Here is a 16,638-nt window from a genome sequence, read left to right on the forward strand (position 1 = left end):
ATCTCATTGAAATTCCTTCGTGAGGTTTTTCGGCGTTTTTCCGTATACGGCGTCAATCATGTTTTGTGCGGCTTGCTTGAACATATTCAAGCGGATTTTTGCCGTTGCTGACCCGATATGCGGAAGCAATGTGACGTTTTCCAGCTGCAGGAGCGGATTGTCTTCGGCGATCGGCTCTTTTTCAAACACATCTAAACCGGCGCCTTTTATCCAGCCCTCCTGCAATGCGCGGATGAGCGCTTTCTCATCAACCGTCTTTCCCCGGGAAATATTGACGAAACATGCCGTATCTTTCATCAATTTAAATTCCCGCTCTCCCATCATATGATACGTTTCGTCAGTAAGCGGCGTAATTAACAGCACAAAGTCTGATGTTTTCAGCAGTGTATCTAAGTCGGCATATGTAACCCCGAGTTCCTTCTCAGCGTCCGGTTTTCTGCTGCGGTTATAATACAGCACGTCCATATCGAAGCCGAATTTTGCCCGTTTGGCAGCTTGTTCACCGATTCTGCCCATGCCGATAATTCCTAATGTCTGATGGTGGACATCCATACCGAAAAGAGATTCTTCCTCAACGGTTCCCCATTTGCCGGCGCGGACGAATCGATCCAATTCGGCAACCCGTCTGGCGGAAGACAGAATTAATGAAAAAGCCAGATCAGCGACAGTGTCATCTAACGTGTACGGTGTATGCGTGCCGACAACCCCGCGTCTTTTCATTTCTTCAATATTAAAATTATCATAGCCGACAGAATTATTGCTGACGACCTTCAGCTTCGGCGCGTGATCCAGTAAATCACTGTCAATCGCCGTTCCGGATGTCAGCAGCCCTTCAGCATCTTTCATTTTTTCGTACAGTTCCTCTTTTGGAATGGTATCTTCTTTCCAGATGTCATAGCGGCAATGCTCGCCTATCATTTGTTCGACTTCCGGCGGTATCGGTTTCGCGATGAATACATAGGGTTTCAACGGGCTTCTCCTCCTTTGTCTTTCTTCTCTATTTTATTATATAAGAGAAGCGGTAACGTGAGAAATATTCAAACGTATTACGATAAATTTCTGGTTCTTTTGAACTTAAAATGAAAGAAAAAGAAACGTACATGCTGGATTTCTCCAAACAATAACAGAATCCGCCTATATTTCTGAAGGCAAAATGAGCGGAACCGCTGTTTTCAAAAGCTTTATAGGTTGGTGTAAAGATAAATTTTATTATTTTTGAAAGATATAAATGAACATAATCTGAATTTACAGTCAAATTATCGTGTCTTTTTTTGAAAGCGCTTTTGAGGCCTTTTTCTGTGCTATAATTCCTTACTGTAAGCTGGGTAAGAAGGCTTGCAATACAATCGGATGGGAGATGAATAGAAAAATGGTTTCTTTATCAAGCATTTTGGAGCACAACCAGCAGTTTGTCCAAGAAAGGAAATATGAACCTTACCAAACGACAAAATTCCCGAAAAAAAAGCTTGTCATCGTATCCTGTATGGATACAAGGCTGACGGAGCTTCTGCCGCAGGCGATGGGACTCAGAAACGGCGATGCCAAAATCATAAAAAACGCGGGAGCCATTGTTTCTCACCCATTTGGAAGTGTCATGCGGAGCATTTTGGTTGCCGTTTATGAACTGCAGGCAGAGGAAGTCTGCATCATAGGTCACCGCGAGTGCGGAATGTCGGGATTAAATGCGGCTTCCATATTAAATAAAGCGAAAGAGCGCGGCGTGGAGGACAAATGTCTCAGCCTTCTGCAACATGCGGGAGTCGATTTGGAAACATGGCTGACCGGTTTTCACAGCGTCGAAGAAAGCGTGGCCCACAGCGTGAATATGGTCAGGCATCATCCGCTCTTGCCTGAAGAGGTGCCGGTGCACGGGCTGGTGATCGATCCGGGGACGGGGACGCTGGATGTAGTCGTTGACGGTTATGAAACAGTCAAAGGAGGATGCAGCTGACGATGCAATTTACCGGCAGATATCAGGGATACAATTTGCAGAAATTTCAGAAAGACCTAATCGCGGGAATTGTGGTCGGAATTGTAGCGATTCCACTGGGAATGGCCTTTGCTATCGCCTCGGGGGTCGGTCCGGAATACGGGCTTTACACCGTTATTGTGGCCGGAATTCTGATTTCGCTGTTGGGCGGCTCTAAATATCAGATCGGCGGGCCTACGGGGGCGTTTGTTCCCATTTTATTTGCCATTGTGATGCAGTATGGTTTTGAGAATTTACTTGTAGCCGGTTTTATGGCAGGCGTTATGCTCGTCCTGTTTGGCGTATTTAAGCTCGGAAAGATTATGAAATTCGTGCCGAAGCCGGTGATCGTCGGATTTACGGCCGGGATCGCGGTGCTGATTTTCTCGGAGCAGATTGCCCATTTTCTCGGTCTGCGCGATATTCAAAAGCATGAAAGCTTTATCCTCAACATTGCGGAAATAGGCAAGAAGATCGGAACCTTTAATTTGTACAGCATCCTCATCGCGGGAATTGCTTTGGCCATTTTGGTGTTATCAGCCAGGCTGATGCCGAAGATTCCGGGCGCGCTTGTGGCGCTGCTTGTCTCTACAGCCGCGGCGGTCGTGTTTTTTCCTGACAAAATGGCGACAATCGGTTCTGCTTACGGGGAGATTCCGCGGCAGCTCCCGGCTTTTCAGCTTCCGGATTTCTCAATCGATAACATGGTGATGATGTTCCCGTCTGCTTTGATCATTGCGCTTCTCGGCGGACTTGAGTCCATATTATCGGCGATGGTCGCGGACAATATGAAAGGATCACGGCATGACAGCAATAGGGAGCTTGTCGGGCAGGGCATCGCCAATATGGCAGCGCCGCTTTTCGGCGGCATACCGGCAACGGGAGCGATTGCGCGGACCGCAACAAATATTAAAAACGGCGCAGTTTCTCCGATTTCCGGTGTTGTCCACGGAGTCACCGTCCTCCTCGTCCTGCTCGTCTTCGCCCCGCTTGCCGTTCATGTACCGCTGGCAAGCATGGCGCCGGTGTTGATGGTTGTGGCTTGGAACATGAGTGAGCGGAGGGAAGTCGCCAATATGATGCGGCTGAAAAACACTGATTCATTCGTACTGGCGGCAACCTTTTTACTGACGGTTCTGTTTGATTTAATCATCGGCGTTTCTGCCGGTCTCGTGCTCGCTTTTGTTTTCTTTATCAGAAAAATGAGCGAATCAACAAGCATCAAAACACCGCATGCCGCTGTCAAATCGGTTAAAAATGATTCGTCCGTCAGCACATATTCCATTGAAGGGCCGCTGTTTTTCGGTTCAATTGATTCACTGGAATCATCGCTGCTGGAGAGGCTTCAGGAAAAGCCGAAGACGCTTATTCTGCTGATGAATAATGTACATTACATGGATACCTCCGCAGAAGCGGTGCTGGGGAATGTGATGAACCGGATCAAACGGCATAACGGGAGATTGATGATCGTCGGATTGCAATCACAGCCGAGAGAGCTGATCCGGAAGACAGGGCTGTTTCATAAAATCGGAAAGCAGCATTTCTTTGAGCATCAGGACGAGATAACGGGATAAATTCAGATACGGCCTGTCCATGAAAAAGCGGACAGGCCGTGTTTTTATTCGGTTTCAAAGCGCTTGATCAGTTTTTCCTGATGGGCTTTCATCGCATCTTCTAACGTGATTCCGTACTTATCGGCAAGGATGGCCAGATTTCCGAGGACGTCACCCATTTCTTCAATCAGCTCCTGCCTGCGTTCAGCCTGGGTCGCGTCCTTTTCATCCGGCCGGTCTCTGCCGATTTCATATGCTCTTACCGCCCGGGCGAGCTCACCCGCCTCTTCCATTAAAAAGCCGATTCTGATAAATGGCCCGTACGCCGTCCATCCTCGTTTTTCGTAAAAATCTTTCGTCCATCGTTCTGCTTCAGCCATCTGCATGTGAAACACTCCTTATGTCCTGTATGATTCTTATTGATATTATCATATAGAGATGGGACAATATATAGTGTATTTTGATTTATTGATGTACATATATAGATATGGAGATGAAAAAATGAAAACCATTTGTGTATTTGCGGGGTCAAACCCGGGGGTAAATGAAGAGTACAAACGCAAAGCAGCCGAACTGGGTGAATATATGGCGGAGCAGGGAATCGGCCTTGTTTACGGCGGCTCACGGGTCGGTCTGATGGGAACCGTCGCGGATGCGTTAATGGCAGGCGGCGGAAAAGCTGTCGGCGTCATGCCGAGCGGGCTGTTCAGCGGAGAGGTTGTTCATCAGAATCTGACGGAGCTGATTGAAGTCAGCGGCATGCATGAGCGGAAAGCGAAAATGAGTGAACTTGCCGATGGGTACATTGCCATGCCCGGCGGTTTCGGAACATATGAAGAGTTATTTGAAGTGCTGTGCTGGGCGCAAATCGGCATTCATCAAAAACCGATCGGGCTGTACAATGTGAACGGGTATTTTGAGCCGATGATGAAGATGGTCAAGTACAGCATTCAGGAAGGATTTTCGAATGAGTCTCATTTAAAACTGATACACAGTTCCTCCCGGCCGGATGAGCTGATTGAGCAGATGAACAATTACTCGTACCCGATCCTTCAGAAAAAATGGACGGAAATATAAAAAAAGAGCCATCTGGCATGTGTGTGAGTCCCGGGCGGACTTCATGAAAATCGAGTGTATTTGACAATGTGAGATTTCCTTAGGGAAATCTTTTTTTATGTCCAGATTACCATCGTAGTATAATTTAACTAATTCGGATTGGCTATCTAAGCAAAAGCGGAAGGAGACGGAAAATGGCGACGTTGTCAGATGTGGCTAAGAGAGCGAATGTTTCGAAAATGACGGTGTCACGTGTGATTAATCACCCTGATACGGTAACAGATGAACTGAAAAAGCTCGTTCATTCCGCAATGAAAGAGCTGAATTACATCCCTAATTATGCGGCAAGAGCGCTTGTGCAAAACAGAACACAGGTTGTCAAATTGCTGATTCTTGAGGAAATGGATACGACCGAACCCTATTACATGAACTTGCTGACCGGAATCAGCCGGGAGCTGGATCGCCATCATTATGCTTTGCAGCTTGTGACAAGAAATTCACTCAATATCGGGCAATGCGACGGCATTATTGCCACCGGCTTGAGAAAGGCCGATTTTGAATTTGTCATCAAAGCTTTTGAAAAGCCGTTAGTCGTATTTGGAGAAAATGAAATGGGCTATGATTTCGTCGATGTGAATAACGAAAAAGGGACTTTTATGGCAACCCGCCATGTCATGGGGCTGGGGGAGCGTGAGGTTGTCTTTTTCGGCATTGATTTGGATGAGCCATTCGAACGCTCAAGAGAACAGGGGTATATTCGGGCGATGAAAGAGAGCTGCAGAGAAACGAAGCTGTTTCGGATCGCTAACAGTTCAAAAAAAAGTGAAAGCCTGGCAAGAGAAGTTTTGAAAACGCTCGGCCGGCAAGCCGCGTTTGTCTGCGCCACCGACCGAATCGCGCTCGGGGTCATTCGTGCGGTGCAGTCACTCGGAAAACGAATTCCCGAAGATGTGGCCGTTACTGGAAATGACGGTGTTTTTCTTGACCGCATTTCCTCCCCGCGGCTGACTACGGTCAGACAGCCGGTTGTGGAAATGGGAGAGGCCTGTGCGAAAATGCTGCTGAAAAAAATGAATGAAGGCGGCGCAGCTCAAGGTCATTTGTTTTTTGAACCGGAGTTAATTGTGCGGGAATCAACTTTGTGAAAGCTTGATTCTGTTATCGGTAACAAGAGAAAAACGATTGCTTCTCCCGATTTCATCATGCTACCTTCAAAGCATAAGCCAGCCTATAAAAAAGGGGGAAACATGATGGAATATGCCGCAATACATCATCAGCCGTTCAGTGCTGATGCTTATTCATATGACGGGCGGACGGTGCATATCAAAATCCGGACGAAAAAAGGTGATGCTGATCAGATTCGATTGGTTTGGGGCGATCCTTATGAATACAGCGGCGGCAGGTGGTCGGCAGCCGAGCAGCCAATGAGAAAAATAGCCGCAACCCAAAACCATGATTATTGGTTTGCTGAAGTGTCACCGCCATTCAGGCGTTTGCAATATGCATTTATTGTCTCAGACCAGCATGAAAACATCTTTTTCGGAGCGTCAGGGGTCTGTCCTGTAAATAAAAAAACGCTGGAAACGATTCATTATTATTTTAAGCTTCCGTTTGTTCATGAGGCGGATACATTTCAAGCGCCTGAATGGGCGAAATCAACGGTTTGGTATCAAATTTTTCCGGAACGTTTTGCGAATGGAAGAGAAGACCTGTCACCGGAAGCTGCACTGCCTTGGGGGAGCAAGGACCCGGACGTTAATGATTTTTTTGGCGGAGATTTGCAGGGGATTATCGACAAGCTCGATTATTTAGAAGAATTAGGGGTGAACGGAATTTATTTAACTCCGATCTTCTCCTCTCCATCCAACCATAAATATGACACGCTGGATTACTATTCCATCGATCCGCATTTTGGGGATCGGGAGCTTTTCCGGACATTGGTCAGCCGGCTTCATGAGCGGGGAATGAAAATTATGCTTGATGCTGTTTTTAATCATATAGGCAGCGCTTCTCCGCAATGGCAGGATGTTGTAAAACACGGGGCCCGGTCCCGCTACAAAGACTGGTTCCATATTCACTCTTTTCCTGTGAAAGAAGACAATTATGACAGGTTTGCGTTTACGCCTGATATGCCGAAGCTGAATACGGCTAATCCGGAAGTACAGAGGTATTTGTTTGAGATTGCTTTGTACTGGATTCGTGAATTTGACATTGACGGCTGGCGTTTAGATGTGGCAAATGAAGTGGATCACGCTTTTTGGAAGGCATTCAGGCAGGCTGTAACGGCCGAGAAACCCGATCTTTATATTTTGGGAGAGATATGGCATTCATCGGAACCTTGGCTCAGAGGAGATGAGTTTCATGCCGTGATGAATTATCCTTTCACAGAGCCGATGATTGCTTATTTTGCTGACCGGGAGATTTCTGCTTCATCCATGGCCTATCGATTAAACGCGCACTTGATGAATGGGATGCGGCAGGCCAACGAGGTGATGTTCAATTTACTGGACAGCCATGATACAGAACGTCTTCTGACAAGGTGCGGAAATGATGAGAAAACAGCCCGCGCTCTGCTGGCCTTTATGTTTGCCCATACAGGAGCGCCCTGCATCTACTACGGAACGGAAATCGGTCTGGACGGCGGGAGAGATCCATTATGCCGGAAGTGTATGATTTGGGAAAAGGAAAAGCAAAACCGGGAAATGCTCAGCTTTATGAAACGCTTAATCACCTTACGCAAAAAAGAAAACGCTTTATTGACGTACGGAAGTCTTGAGTGGCATCTGCTTGATGATCAAAACGATTGTATCAGTTTTTCGAGGGTTTTCAATGGCAGGCAATTGATTTTCTATTTTAATCAGGGGAACCGGGCCGGGGAAATCCGTTTGCAAGATTTTAATATTGAGAGAAGCAGAAAAGTTTACGATGCGTGGACGGATCAGATCCTTCAACATGATGCCGCTATTGCTGTTCAGCCGGGAGAATTTTTGATTTTAAGCGCTGATGCCCCTGTCTGAATTCTGTTATCGGTAACAGGCTGAAAGGCTTTGAAACCGCTTTCTCTAACAGAGTAGAATTGTAATAGATTCATAATAAAAGGGGGAAAAGATATGGCGGGGTTCGTCAAAATGGGATTGGCTTTATTGACGGCATCAGTTTTGGCATTCTGTCTCGGGGCCTGTTCAAATTCAAAAGAATCGGCCGGCTCTGACGGCAAAAAGGTACTGACCGTGTCCGTTGAAGAAACCTATAAAAAATATATTGAAAGCATTAAAGGAGAGTTTGAAAAAGAGAATCACGTCACAATCAACATTGCAGAAAAGCAAATGTTCGATCAGCTGGAGGCGCTTCCTTTGGACGGCCCGGCCGGCAATGCGCCTGACGTTATGCTTGCCGCATATGACCGGATCGGCAGTTTGGCGCAGCAAGGCCATTTGCTTGATCTAAAACCTGCTGATACAAAAAGCTTTGGAGATAAAGAGATGCAGCAGGTAACGGTTAACGGAAAGGTGTATGGAATGCCGCTGGTGATTGAGACGCTTGTTCTGTATTACAACAAAGATCTTATAAAAAAAGCGCCGGCAACATTTAAAGACCTTGAAACATTAACAGAAGATCCCCGCTTTTCATTTGCTTCTGAAAAAGGAAAGTCAACGGGATTTTTAGCAAAGTGGACTGACTTTTATATGTCGTACGGTTTGCTGTCCGGTTACGGCGGATATGTATTCGGGAAAAACGGCACAGATCCCGGGGATATCGGCCTGAACAATAAAGGGGCTGCAGAAGCGGTGAAATATGCGGAGAAATGGTTTAAAACATATTGGCCAAAAGGCATGCAGGATAACTCAAGCGCAGACGATTTTATTCAGCAAATGTTTTTGGATAAGAAAGCGGCTGCAATCATCGGCGGGCCTTGGTCGGCTGCCAATTTTCAAGAGGCCGGCCTGAACTATGGCGCCGCTCCTATTCCGACATTGCCAAACGGAAAAGAATATGCTCCGTTTGCGGGCGGCAAAGGCTGGGTTGCTTCAAAATATACAAAGGAACCCGAGCTGGCTGAAAAATGGCTTGAGTATGCAACAAATGATGCCAATGCTTACGCCTTTTATGAGAAGACAAATGAAGTTCCGGCCAACACAGCCGCAAGGAAGAAAGCGGGAGAGCAAAAAAATGAGCTGGCGTCAGCTGTTATTAAACAATATGAGTCAGCGGCACCTGCGCCGAATATTCCTGAAATGGCCGAGGTATGGACTGGCGCTGAAAGTTTAATATTTGATGCGGCTTCGGGGAAAAAAACAGCAAAAAAATCGGCGGATGATGCGGTAAACGTCATAAAAGAAAACATCAAAGAAAAATATGTGAAATAAAATCGGAGGGGAAGTGTCCGTAAGAATAGAGGGCGAAAAATGAATAAAGATGATACACTTTTACACCAAAAACGGAAGGCGTCATGGTTTTTATCGATCATTCCGGGAATTGGACAGATCGCGAATCAGCAGATATCAAAGGGGATCTTATTTCTGGTCATTACGAGTTTGTTTGCTGTTGAATTATGCGTTTTCGGTATTGAGGCGCTGACCGGATTGGTTACCTTGGGAAGTGTTCCCGGTGAAGATCACTCATTATTTATGCTGATTGAAGGCACGCTGCAATTGATCTTAACGTTGATTTTTCTCATGTTCTATATCTTTTCAGTTTATGATTTCCGTCATACCGCCGCTATGAAAGCGGCGGGTTTGAAGGTGAATACAGCGGCCAAGGATATCATCCGCCATGCGGGAGATAAAGGGTTTCCTTATTTATTTACACTGCCGGCATATCTCATGATGGTGTTTGTGATTATTTTTCCTGTTTTGGTGACTCTGTTTGTTGCCTTAACAAACTATGATTTTTATCATATACCGCCTAACAGTCTGATTGACTGGGTCGGCTTTAAAAATTTCTTGAATATCTTTTTTGTCGGTTCCTACCGGGAAACATTTGTGAATGTACTGGGCTGGACCATGATATGGACAATCTGTGCAACAACGCTGCAAATCATTTTGGGGATCGTAACGGCACTATTCGTGAATCAAGATTTTATTAAAGGCAGACGGATATTCCGAATGATTTTCTTATTTCCATGGGCTGTTCCGGCCTTTATCACAATTATGAGCTTTTCCAATATTTTTAATGACAGTATAGGGGCGATGAACACGCAGGTGATTCCATTAATTAACCACCTGCCGTTTGTGGAACTGCCGGCGATCGCGTGGAAGACTGATGCTTTCTGGACGAAGACTGCTCTGATTATGATTCAGACCTGGCTTGGCTTTCCTTATATTTATGTCATGGTAACGGGGGTCTTGCAGTCGATTCCGGGTGAATTGTATGAAGCCGCAAAGATTGACGGGGCTTCTTTTATGCAGCGTTTTCGCAATATTACATTACCGATGATTTTATTTGCGACGGCACCGGTGATGATTACACAGTACACATTTAACTTTAATAATTTTTCGATCATCTATTTGTTTAATGAAGGCGGTCCGGGAAGCGCGGGAGCCGGTGCCGGGTCGACCGATATTTTAATTTCCTGGATCTATAAACTGACAACCGGCACTTCTCCGCAATATGCTGTGGCAGCGGCCGTGACATTGTTAATTTCTTTCGTCGTCATTGGAATTTCCCTGATTGCTTTTAAAAAGTCAAATGCTTTCGGCAATGAGGAGGTGATGTAGATGGGTTCCAGAACGGCCGGAATGCTTACGAAAATCTGCACCTATTTGTTTTTGCTGGTTTTAAGCATTGTCATTTTATATCCGCTGCTGATTACGGCTTCCTCCGCTTTCCGTGCGGGAAATGTGACGGCTTTTCAGCTCGATTTCTCAGGTTCCTGGACTTTTGATCATTTTAAGCGGCTGTTTGAAGAGACGCTCTATCTTCATTGGTACAGCAATACGCTGGTTATCGCGCTGTCAGTCATGGTATTGCAGGTCACGATTGTAACGCTTGCCGGGTATACGTACAGCCGCTATCGGTTTGCGGGGCGAAAAAAGAGTCTTGTTTTCTTTTTAATCATTCAAATGGTGCCCACAATGGCAGCGCTGACTGCTTTTTATGTATTGGCCATGCTGATAGGCGCTCTTGATCAATACTGGTTTTTGACAGCGATCTATATCGGCGGCGGAATTCCGATGAACACGTGGCTGATGAAAGGTTATTTTGATACAGTTCCGAGAGAAATTGATGAGGCTGCGCGAATGGATGGAGCGGGGCATTTCAGGATATTTGCCTCCATTGTGCTGCCGCTTGTGAAGCCGATGCTTGCCGTTCAAGCGCTTTGGGCGTTTATGGCGCCGTTCGGGGACTATTTGCTGGCGAAGTTTTTGCTTCGCTCGCCGGAAAGGCTGACCATTGCAGTAGGGTTGCAGTCGTTCATTTCAAATCCGCAGCAGCAAAAAGTCGCCCTGTTTGCGGCGGGGGCTATACTTGCCGCACTGCCGATATGCATCTTGTTCTTTTTTCTCCAAAAGAACTTTGTATCCGGGCTGGCGGCGGGCGGAACAAAGGGGTAGTTCAATGAAGAATGTGCATAATGAAAGCTTTATGATCCGCAGTCTTAAAGCATCGGTGTCTCCGTCAGGTATTTGCCGTTACGGGAAAACATTCAGCTGGCTTCAGCTCTCCTTTCTCTTTATGTTTTTAACGTCCTGCCTTATGGCGCCGTTTACGATGTCGTTTTTGAAAATGGACCGCTTCAGCCTCAAATTGGTTATGCCTGCGGCGCTTTCTGCAGTGAATGATCGTTTTGCCGAACAATTAAACGGTATTCAAATCAGGAACGGAAAACTGACAGGCGGACAGCGTTTTGATCAAATTGAAGAGGGCAACCATCTGCTGGCAGTCGATATGGAGCATGAATGGAAACCAAACGGTGAAAATGGGCGTTTGCGTGTAAAAGGATATGACAACGCGGTCATATTCCAGCCTGACCGGCTGATTATTACCGACCAAAACGGAATGGGGTTTTCAGTTCGCTATGGGAAAGCGGACGCCAAGCTTACGGACCCGGGCGTATATGAGACGGAGGCTCTTATCGGTCAATTGTGGCTTGCACAGTATAAGCCGATGATCATGATGCTGGGGTGCGCAGTGATTTTTTTGATCCAGCTATTTTTTACAGCTGTGCTTGCGGGAGGCATCTGGATGGCAAAATTATCAAAAATGATCGATATCGCGTCATGTAAGGAAGCAGCTTCTGCAGCGATATGCGCATCGGCTCTGCCTGCATTCGCGGCAGCTGCTATCGGGCTGATCCGCTTTGATTTGATTACTGTATTAATGGTTCATACATGCGGCGTCACGTTGATGATTGCTTTTTTATTCAGATATATGGCCAAAACCCGCCGTCATAATGAAAATGTTCATTCGGGAGGAAGACATGATAAATCAGCGGTTGTTTGAGATTGATGAATGGAAAATCAAAACCAATACATTTCAAAAAGAGTATATACGGCTGCAGGAAAGCCTGACTTCTCTTGCCAACGGCTATATGGGCATCAGGGGGAATTTTGAAGAGGGGTATTCAGGCGGCAGCCATCAAGGCACATATATTGCAGGCGTGTGGTTCCCTGACAAAACGCGGGTAGGCTGGTGGAAAAACGGGTATCCGGACTATTTCGGAAAAGTGATCAATGCGATGAATTTTATTGGAATAGATGTGTATGTTGACGGTGAAAAAGTCGATCTCTACCAAAACCGACTCGAATCATTTGAGTTAGAGCTTCATATGAAAGAAGGAATTCTGAGGAGGAGCGCTGTTGTCCGTATTCAGGATAAAACCGTGCGAATCAAATCAGAACGATTTCTCAGCCTGGCCGCAAAAGAGCTATGTGCGATTCATTATGAAGCGGAGTGTCTGACAGGGGACGCCGCTATTACGCTTGTTCCTTATCTTGATGGCAATGTTGTAAACGAAGATTCAAACTATCAAGAGCGGTTTTGGCAGGAAAAAGAGACAGGAGCGGATTACCGCCGCGGGCATATAACGGCAAAAACGCTCGACAATCCGTTCGGAACGCCGCGTTTCACGGTCTCCGCCTTAATGGAAAATTTGACAGAAGGCTATGTCAGTCAAAGCTTTCAAACTTCCGGCATGTATGCTGAAAATCGCTTCAGCTACCAAAACAAAGCTTCATTGAAAAAGTTTATTGTTGTCACGACTTCACGCGATGTTCAAGAAGCAGAGCTTACTTCGAAAGGGGAGGAGCTTTTGGCGGCTATTCTTAAGCAAGGTTATGAAGAAGCGAGACAGCAGCATATTGCCAAGTGGAAGGAAAGATGGGCAAAAGCGGATATAGAGATAAAGGGAGATGAGGAACTTCAGCAAGGCATCCGCTACAATATCTTTCAGTTATTCTCGACATATTACGGGGCAGATGCCCGTTTGAACATCGGACCGAAAGGATTTACAGGCGAAAAATACGGCGGTGCCGCCTATTGGGATACCGAGGCGTATGCCGTTCCGATGTATTTGGCGACAGCCGAGCCGGAAGTCACGAAAAACCTGCTTTTGTACCGCTATCATCATTTGGAGGCTGCCAAACGGAACGCCGCCAAGCTGGGGATGAAGGGGGCGCTTTATCCGATGGTGACGTTTACCGGAGATGAATGCCACAATGAGTGGGAGATTACGTTTGAAGAAATTCACCGCAACGGCGCGATTTGCTATGCGATCTGCAATTATGTCCAATATACAGGCGACCGCGCCTATATGGAAGAATACGGTATAGATGTTCTTGTTGAGATCAGCAGGTTTTGGGCCGGCCGTGTTCACTTCTCGAAACGAAAAAATAAGTATATGATCCATGGCGTCACAGGGCCGAATGAATACGAAAACAACGTTAACAACAATTGGTATACGAATGTCATTGCGGCTTGGACGTTGGATTATACTCTGCAAAGTCTCGAAAGGATCTCAGCGGAGAAACGCCGCCTTCTGGATGTGCAGGAAGAAGAATTGAAAGTCTGGAGAGAAATCATCCGGCACATGTACTATCCGTATAGTGAAGAACTGCAAATTTTCGTTCAGCATGACACATTTTTGGACAAAGACCTGCAATCAGTTGACGAATTAGATCCAGCTGAACGGCCTCTTTATCAAAATTGGTCATGGGACAAAATCCTCCGCTCCAGCTTTATTAAACAAGCCGATGTGCTGCAAGGCATTTATTTATTTCCTGACCGTTTCTCTATAGACGAAAAACGCCGCAACTATGAATTTTATGAACCGATGACGGTTCATGAATCAAGCTTATCGCCCTCCATTCACGCGGTGCTCGCTGCCGAATTGAGGATGGAAAAGAAGGCGCTTGAATTATATAAGCGTACAGCAAGGCTTGATCTCGACAATTACAATCGTGATACGGAGGAAGGCCTTCACATTACTTCAATGACGGGAAGCTGGCTGGCGATCGTCCAAGGGTTTGCCGGCATGCGTACTTTAAAAGGAACGCTCTCATTCACCCCATTTTTGCCGAATGAATGGGACGGTTACTCGTTCCATATCAATTATCGAAACCGCTTGATCAAGGTGACGGTCGAAGAAAGGCGCGCCATCTTTGAGCTTGTCAAAGGAGAACCGGTGTCCATCACAGTTTATGGAGAACCGATGGTGCTGAATGAACGATGTGAAAGGAGAATGCCTGATGAGTGAATGGTGGAAAGAAGCTGTCGTGTATCAAATTTACCCGCGCAGTTTTTATGATTCCAATGGAGATGGATTTGGGGATTTACAAGGCATTATCAAAAAGCTTGATTATATCAAAAGACTTGGCGCGGATGTGATCTGGCTGTCGCCCGTGTTTGATTCTCCGCAGGATGACAACGGCTATGACATCAGTGACTACAGAAACATGTACGAAAAATTCGGAACAAATGAAGATATGTTTCAGTTAATTGATGAAGTGCATCAGCGCGGAATGAAAATCATCATGGATCTGGTCGTGAACCACACGTCGGATGAACATGCCTGGTTTGCTGAAAGCCGCAAGTCGAAGGACAATCCTTACCGGGATTATTATTTTTGGAAAGACCCGAAATCGGACGGTTCTGAGCCGAATAATTGGGGATCGATTTTTTCAGGCTCGGCGTGGACGTTCGATGAAGGGACAGGACAGTATTATTTGCACTACTTTTCGAAAAAACAGCCTGATTTAAATTGGGAAAATGAAGCCGTTCGCCGGGAAGTGTATGATCTGATGAAGTTCTGGATGGATAAAGGCGTTGACGGCTGGCGGATGGATGTGATCGGCTCCATTTCCAAACATACCGATTTTCCGGACTATGAAACAGATAACAGCAAAAACTTTATTGTCGGCCGTTACCACTCTAACGGTCCCCGCCTGCATGAATTTATTCAAGAGATGAACAGGGAAGTGCTTTCTCATTACGACTGCATGACAGTCGGAGAGGCAAACGGTTCTGATATTGAAGAGGCGAAAAAATATACGGATGCAGGCAGGCAAGAGCTGAATATGATCTTTACATTTGAACATATGGATATCGATACAGAACAAAACTCGCCAAATGGGAAATGGCAGATCAAGCCGTTTGATGTGATTGCTTTAAAACAAACGATGACAAGGTGGCAGACCGGGTTGATGAATAGCGGCTGGAATACCTTGTATTTTGAGAACCACGATCAGCCGCGGGTGATTTCCCGCTGGGGCAATGACGGTGAGCTGCGAAAACAGTGTGCGAAAGCATTCGCAACGGTTCTCCACGGGATGAAAGGCACACCGTTTATTTACCAGGGAGAAGAAATCGGCATGGTCAACAGTGATATGCCGCTGGAGATGTATGACGATCTTGAAATAAAAAATGCATACCGTGAACTAGTCATCGAAAACAAGACGATGACAGAAAAAGAGTTTGTCAAAGCCGTGATGATAAAAGGAAGGGATCACGCGAGAACACCGATGCAGTGGGATGCCGGAAAACATGCGGGATTCACAGCCGGAGACCCATGGATGCCGGTAAATTCCCGTTATCAAGATATCAATGTGAAAGAGTCCTTGGAAGATCAAGATTCGATTTTCTTTTACTATCAGAAGCTCATTCAATTACGAAAGCAACATAAGATCATGGTATACGGAGATTATCAGCTGCTGCTGGAAGATGATCCGCAAATCTATTGTTATATCCGTAAATATCAAGGGAAAAAGCTTCTCGTCGTTGTGAATTTATCGGAAGAAAAGGCCCGGTTCGAAGCGCCTCCCGAGCTGTTCCATGAGCGTTGGAAAATCCTGATTTCGAACTATCCGCAGGAGCCGGCTGACTTGAAGAGTATCAGCCTCAAACCTTATGAAGCTGTGATGGGCATCAGCATATGAAAGCGGTTATTTTTGATTTAGACGGAGTGATAACAGATACTGCGGAATATCATTTTCTTGCTTGGAAGCACATCGCAGAACAAATTGATATTCCCTTTGACAGAAGTATGAATGAAAGCCTGAAAGGAATCAGCCGAGAAGAGTCACTTGAAAGGATCCTTATTTTTGGCGGAGCGGAAAAAAGATTTACACATGCGGAGAAACAAGAACTGCTGCATCAAAAAAATCAATATTATCAAACGTTGATCAGCAGATTGACGCCGGAAGATCTTTTGCCGGGAATCGGCAGGCTTCTTTGTGAATTAAAAAATGAACATATAAAAATCGGGTTAGCATCTTCAAGCCGCAATGCCCGCGAGATCTTAAAACGTTTGGCGATTATCGATGATTTTCAAGCCATTGTTGACCCGGCGGCTCTTGCGAAGGGGAAGCCTGATCCCGAAATCTTTTTAACAGCTGCAGCGCTGCTCGGTGTTTCCACGGCTGAATGCGCGGCAATAGAAGATGCTGAAGCAGGAATATCTGCAATCAAATCTGCCGGGATGTTCGCGGTCGGTGTCGGACGTGAACAGTCGATGCTTGGTGCTGATCTGGTTGTGAGGCAAACCGGTGAATTGTCGTTTGAGCTGTTGAAGGTAGAATGGAAGCAGTATAGGGGAAAGGTTTTAAAAAGCATCAGAGAGTGAAA

14 protein-coding genes are annotated in these 16,638 nt (G+C 46.0%); 12 read left to right on the forward strand and 2 right to left on the reverse strand.

Translation table 11 applies throughout. The features are described from left to right. Positions 1–3 precede the first annotated feature (3 nt). Positions 4–969: a 2-hydroxyacid dehydrogenase gene (locus K3G25_RS16550; protein WP_012118532.1), complete on the reverse strand. Its 966-nt coding sequence runs from the start codon at positions 967–969 to the stop codon at positions 4–6. Positions 970–1,369: 400 nt separating this feature from the next. Between K3G25_RS16550 and K3G25_RS16555 the strand changes: the two genes are divergently transcribed. Continuing rightward, entirely contained in the window at positions 1,370–1,951 is a 582-nt protein-coding gene (locus tag K3G25_RS16555) for a beta-class carbonic anhydrase (RefSeq protein ID WP_003151503.1), read from the forward strand. Between the two features lie 2 nt (positions 1,952–1,953). Beyond that, entirely contained in the window at positions 1,954–3,543 is a 1,590-nt protein-coding gene (locus tag K3G25_RS16560; RefSeq protein ID WP_025649327.1) for a SulP family inorganic anion transporter, read from the forward strand. A 44-nt stretch (positions 3,544–3,587) separates the two neighbouring features. Here K3G25_RS16560 and K3G25_RS16565 read toward each other — a convergent pair whose 3' ends face one another. Further along, complete coding sequence (locus K3G25_RS16565) at positions 3,588–3,908, reverse strand: MazG nucleotide pyrophosphohydrolase domain-containing protein (RefSeq protein WP_014418960.1); 321 nt, start codon at positions 3,906–3,908, stop codon at positions 3,588–3,590. A gap of 115 nt (positions 3,909–4,023) precedes the next feature. Between K3G25_RS16565 and K3G25_RS16570 the strand changes: the two genes are divergently transcribed. From K3G25_RS16570 to pgmB, 10 genes are all read left to right on the forward strand, one after another. Next, positions 4,024–4,599 (forward strand): LOG family protein, encoded by a 576-nt coding sequence (locus K3G25_RS16570; protein ID WP_014418959.1) that lies wholly within the window; start codon positions 4,024–4,026, stop codon positions 4,597–4,599. A gap of 173 nt (positions 4,600–4,772) precedes the next feature. Beyond that, complete coding sequence (locus K3G25_RS16575) at positions 4,773–5,723, forward strand: LacI family DNA-binding transcriptional regulator (protein ID WP_014418958.1); 951 nt, start codon at positions 4,773–4,775, stop codon at positions 5,721–5,723. Positions 5,724–5,825: 102 nt separating this feature from the next. Further along, a complete protein-coding gene (locus tag K3G25_RS16580; RefSeq protein ID WP_232489414.1) occupies positions 5,826–7,595 on the forward strand; it encodes a glycoside hydrolase family 13 protein in 1,770 nt (589 codons plus the stop codon). Positions 7,596–7,688: 93 nt separating this feature from the next. Beyond that, positions 7,689–8,945 (forward strand): extracellular solute-binding protein, encoded by a 1,257-nt coding sequence (locus K3G25_RS16585; protein ID WP_232489415.1) that lies wholly within the window; start codon positions 7,689–7,691, stop codon positions 8,943–8,945. A 39-nt stretch (positions 8,946–8,984) separates the two neighbouring features. After that, positions 8,985–10,295, forward strand: coding sequence for a carbohydrate ABC transporter permease (locus K3G25_RS16590; protein ID WP_022553841.1), 1,311 nt, complete (start codon positions 8,985–8,987; stop codon positions 10,293–10,295). Next, entirely contained in the window at positions 10,296–11,132 is an 837-nt protein-coding gene (locus K3G25_RS16595) for a sugar ABC transporter permease (protein ID WP_025649322.1), read from the forward strand. A gap of 4 nt (positions 11,133–11,136) precedes the next feature. Continuing rightward, complete coding sequence (locus tag K3G25_RS16600) at positions 11,137–12,021, forward strand: DUF1189 family protein (RefSeq protein ID WP_232489416.1); 885 nt, start codon at positions 11,137–11,139, stop codon at positions 12,019–12,021. Continuing rightward, positions 11,999–14,272 (forward strand): glycoside hydrolase family 65 protein, encoded by a 2,274-nt coding sequence (locus tag K3G25_RS16605; RefSeq protein ID WP_232489417.1) that lies wholly within the window; start codon positions 11,999–12,001, stop codon positions 14,270–14,272. Before K3G25_RS16600 ends, K3G25_RS16605 begins: the two co-directional genes overlap by 23 nt. Beyond that, positions 14,265–15,950, forward strand: coding sequence for a glycoside hydrolase family 13 protein (locus K3G25_RS16610; RefSeq protein ID WP_232489418.1), 1,686 nt, complete (start codon positions 14,265–14,267; stop codon positions 15,948–15,950). The genes K3G25_RS16605 and K3G25_RS16610 overlap by 8 nt, the downstream gene beginning before the upstream one ends. Further along, positions 15,947–16,636: a beta-phosphoglucomutase gene (pgmB, locus tag K3G25_RS16615; protein ID WP_232489419.1), complete on the forward strand. Its 690-nt coding sequence runs from the start codon at positions 15,947–15,949 to the stop codon at positions 16,634–16,636. Before K3G25_RS16610 ends, pgmB begins: the two co-directional genes overlap by 4 nt. Positions 16,637–16,638: the final 2 nt, after the last annotated feature.

Source organism: Bacillus sp. FCW2 (genome assembly GCF_021228595.1).
In the GTDB taxonomy this organism is placed as follows: Bacteria; Bacillota; Bacilli; order Bacillales; family Bacillaceae; genus Bacillus; species Bacillus velezensis.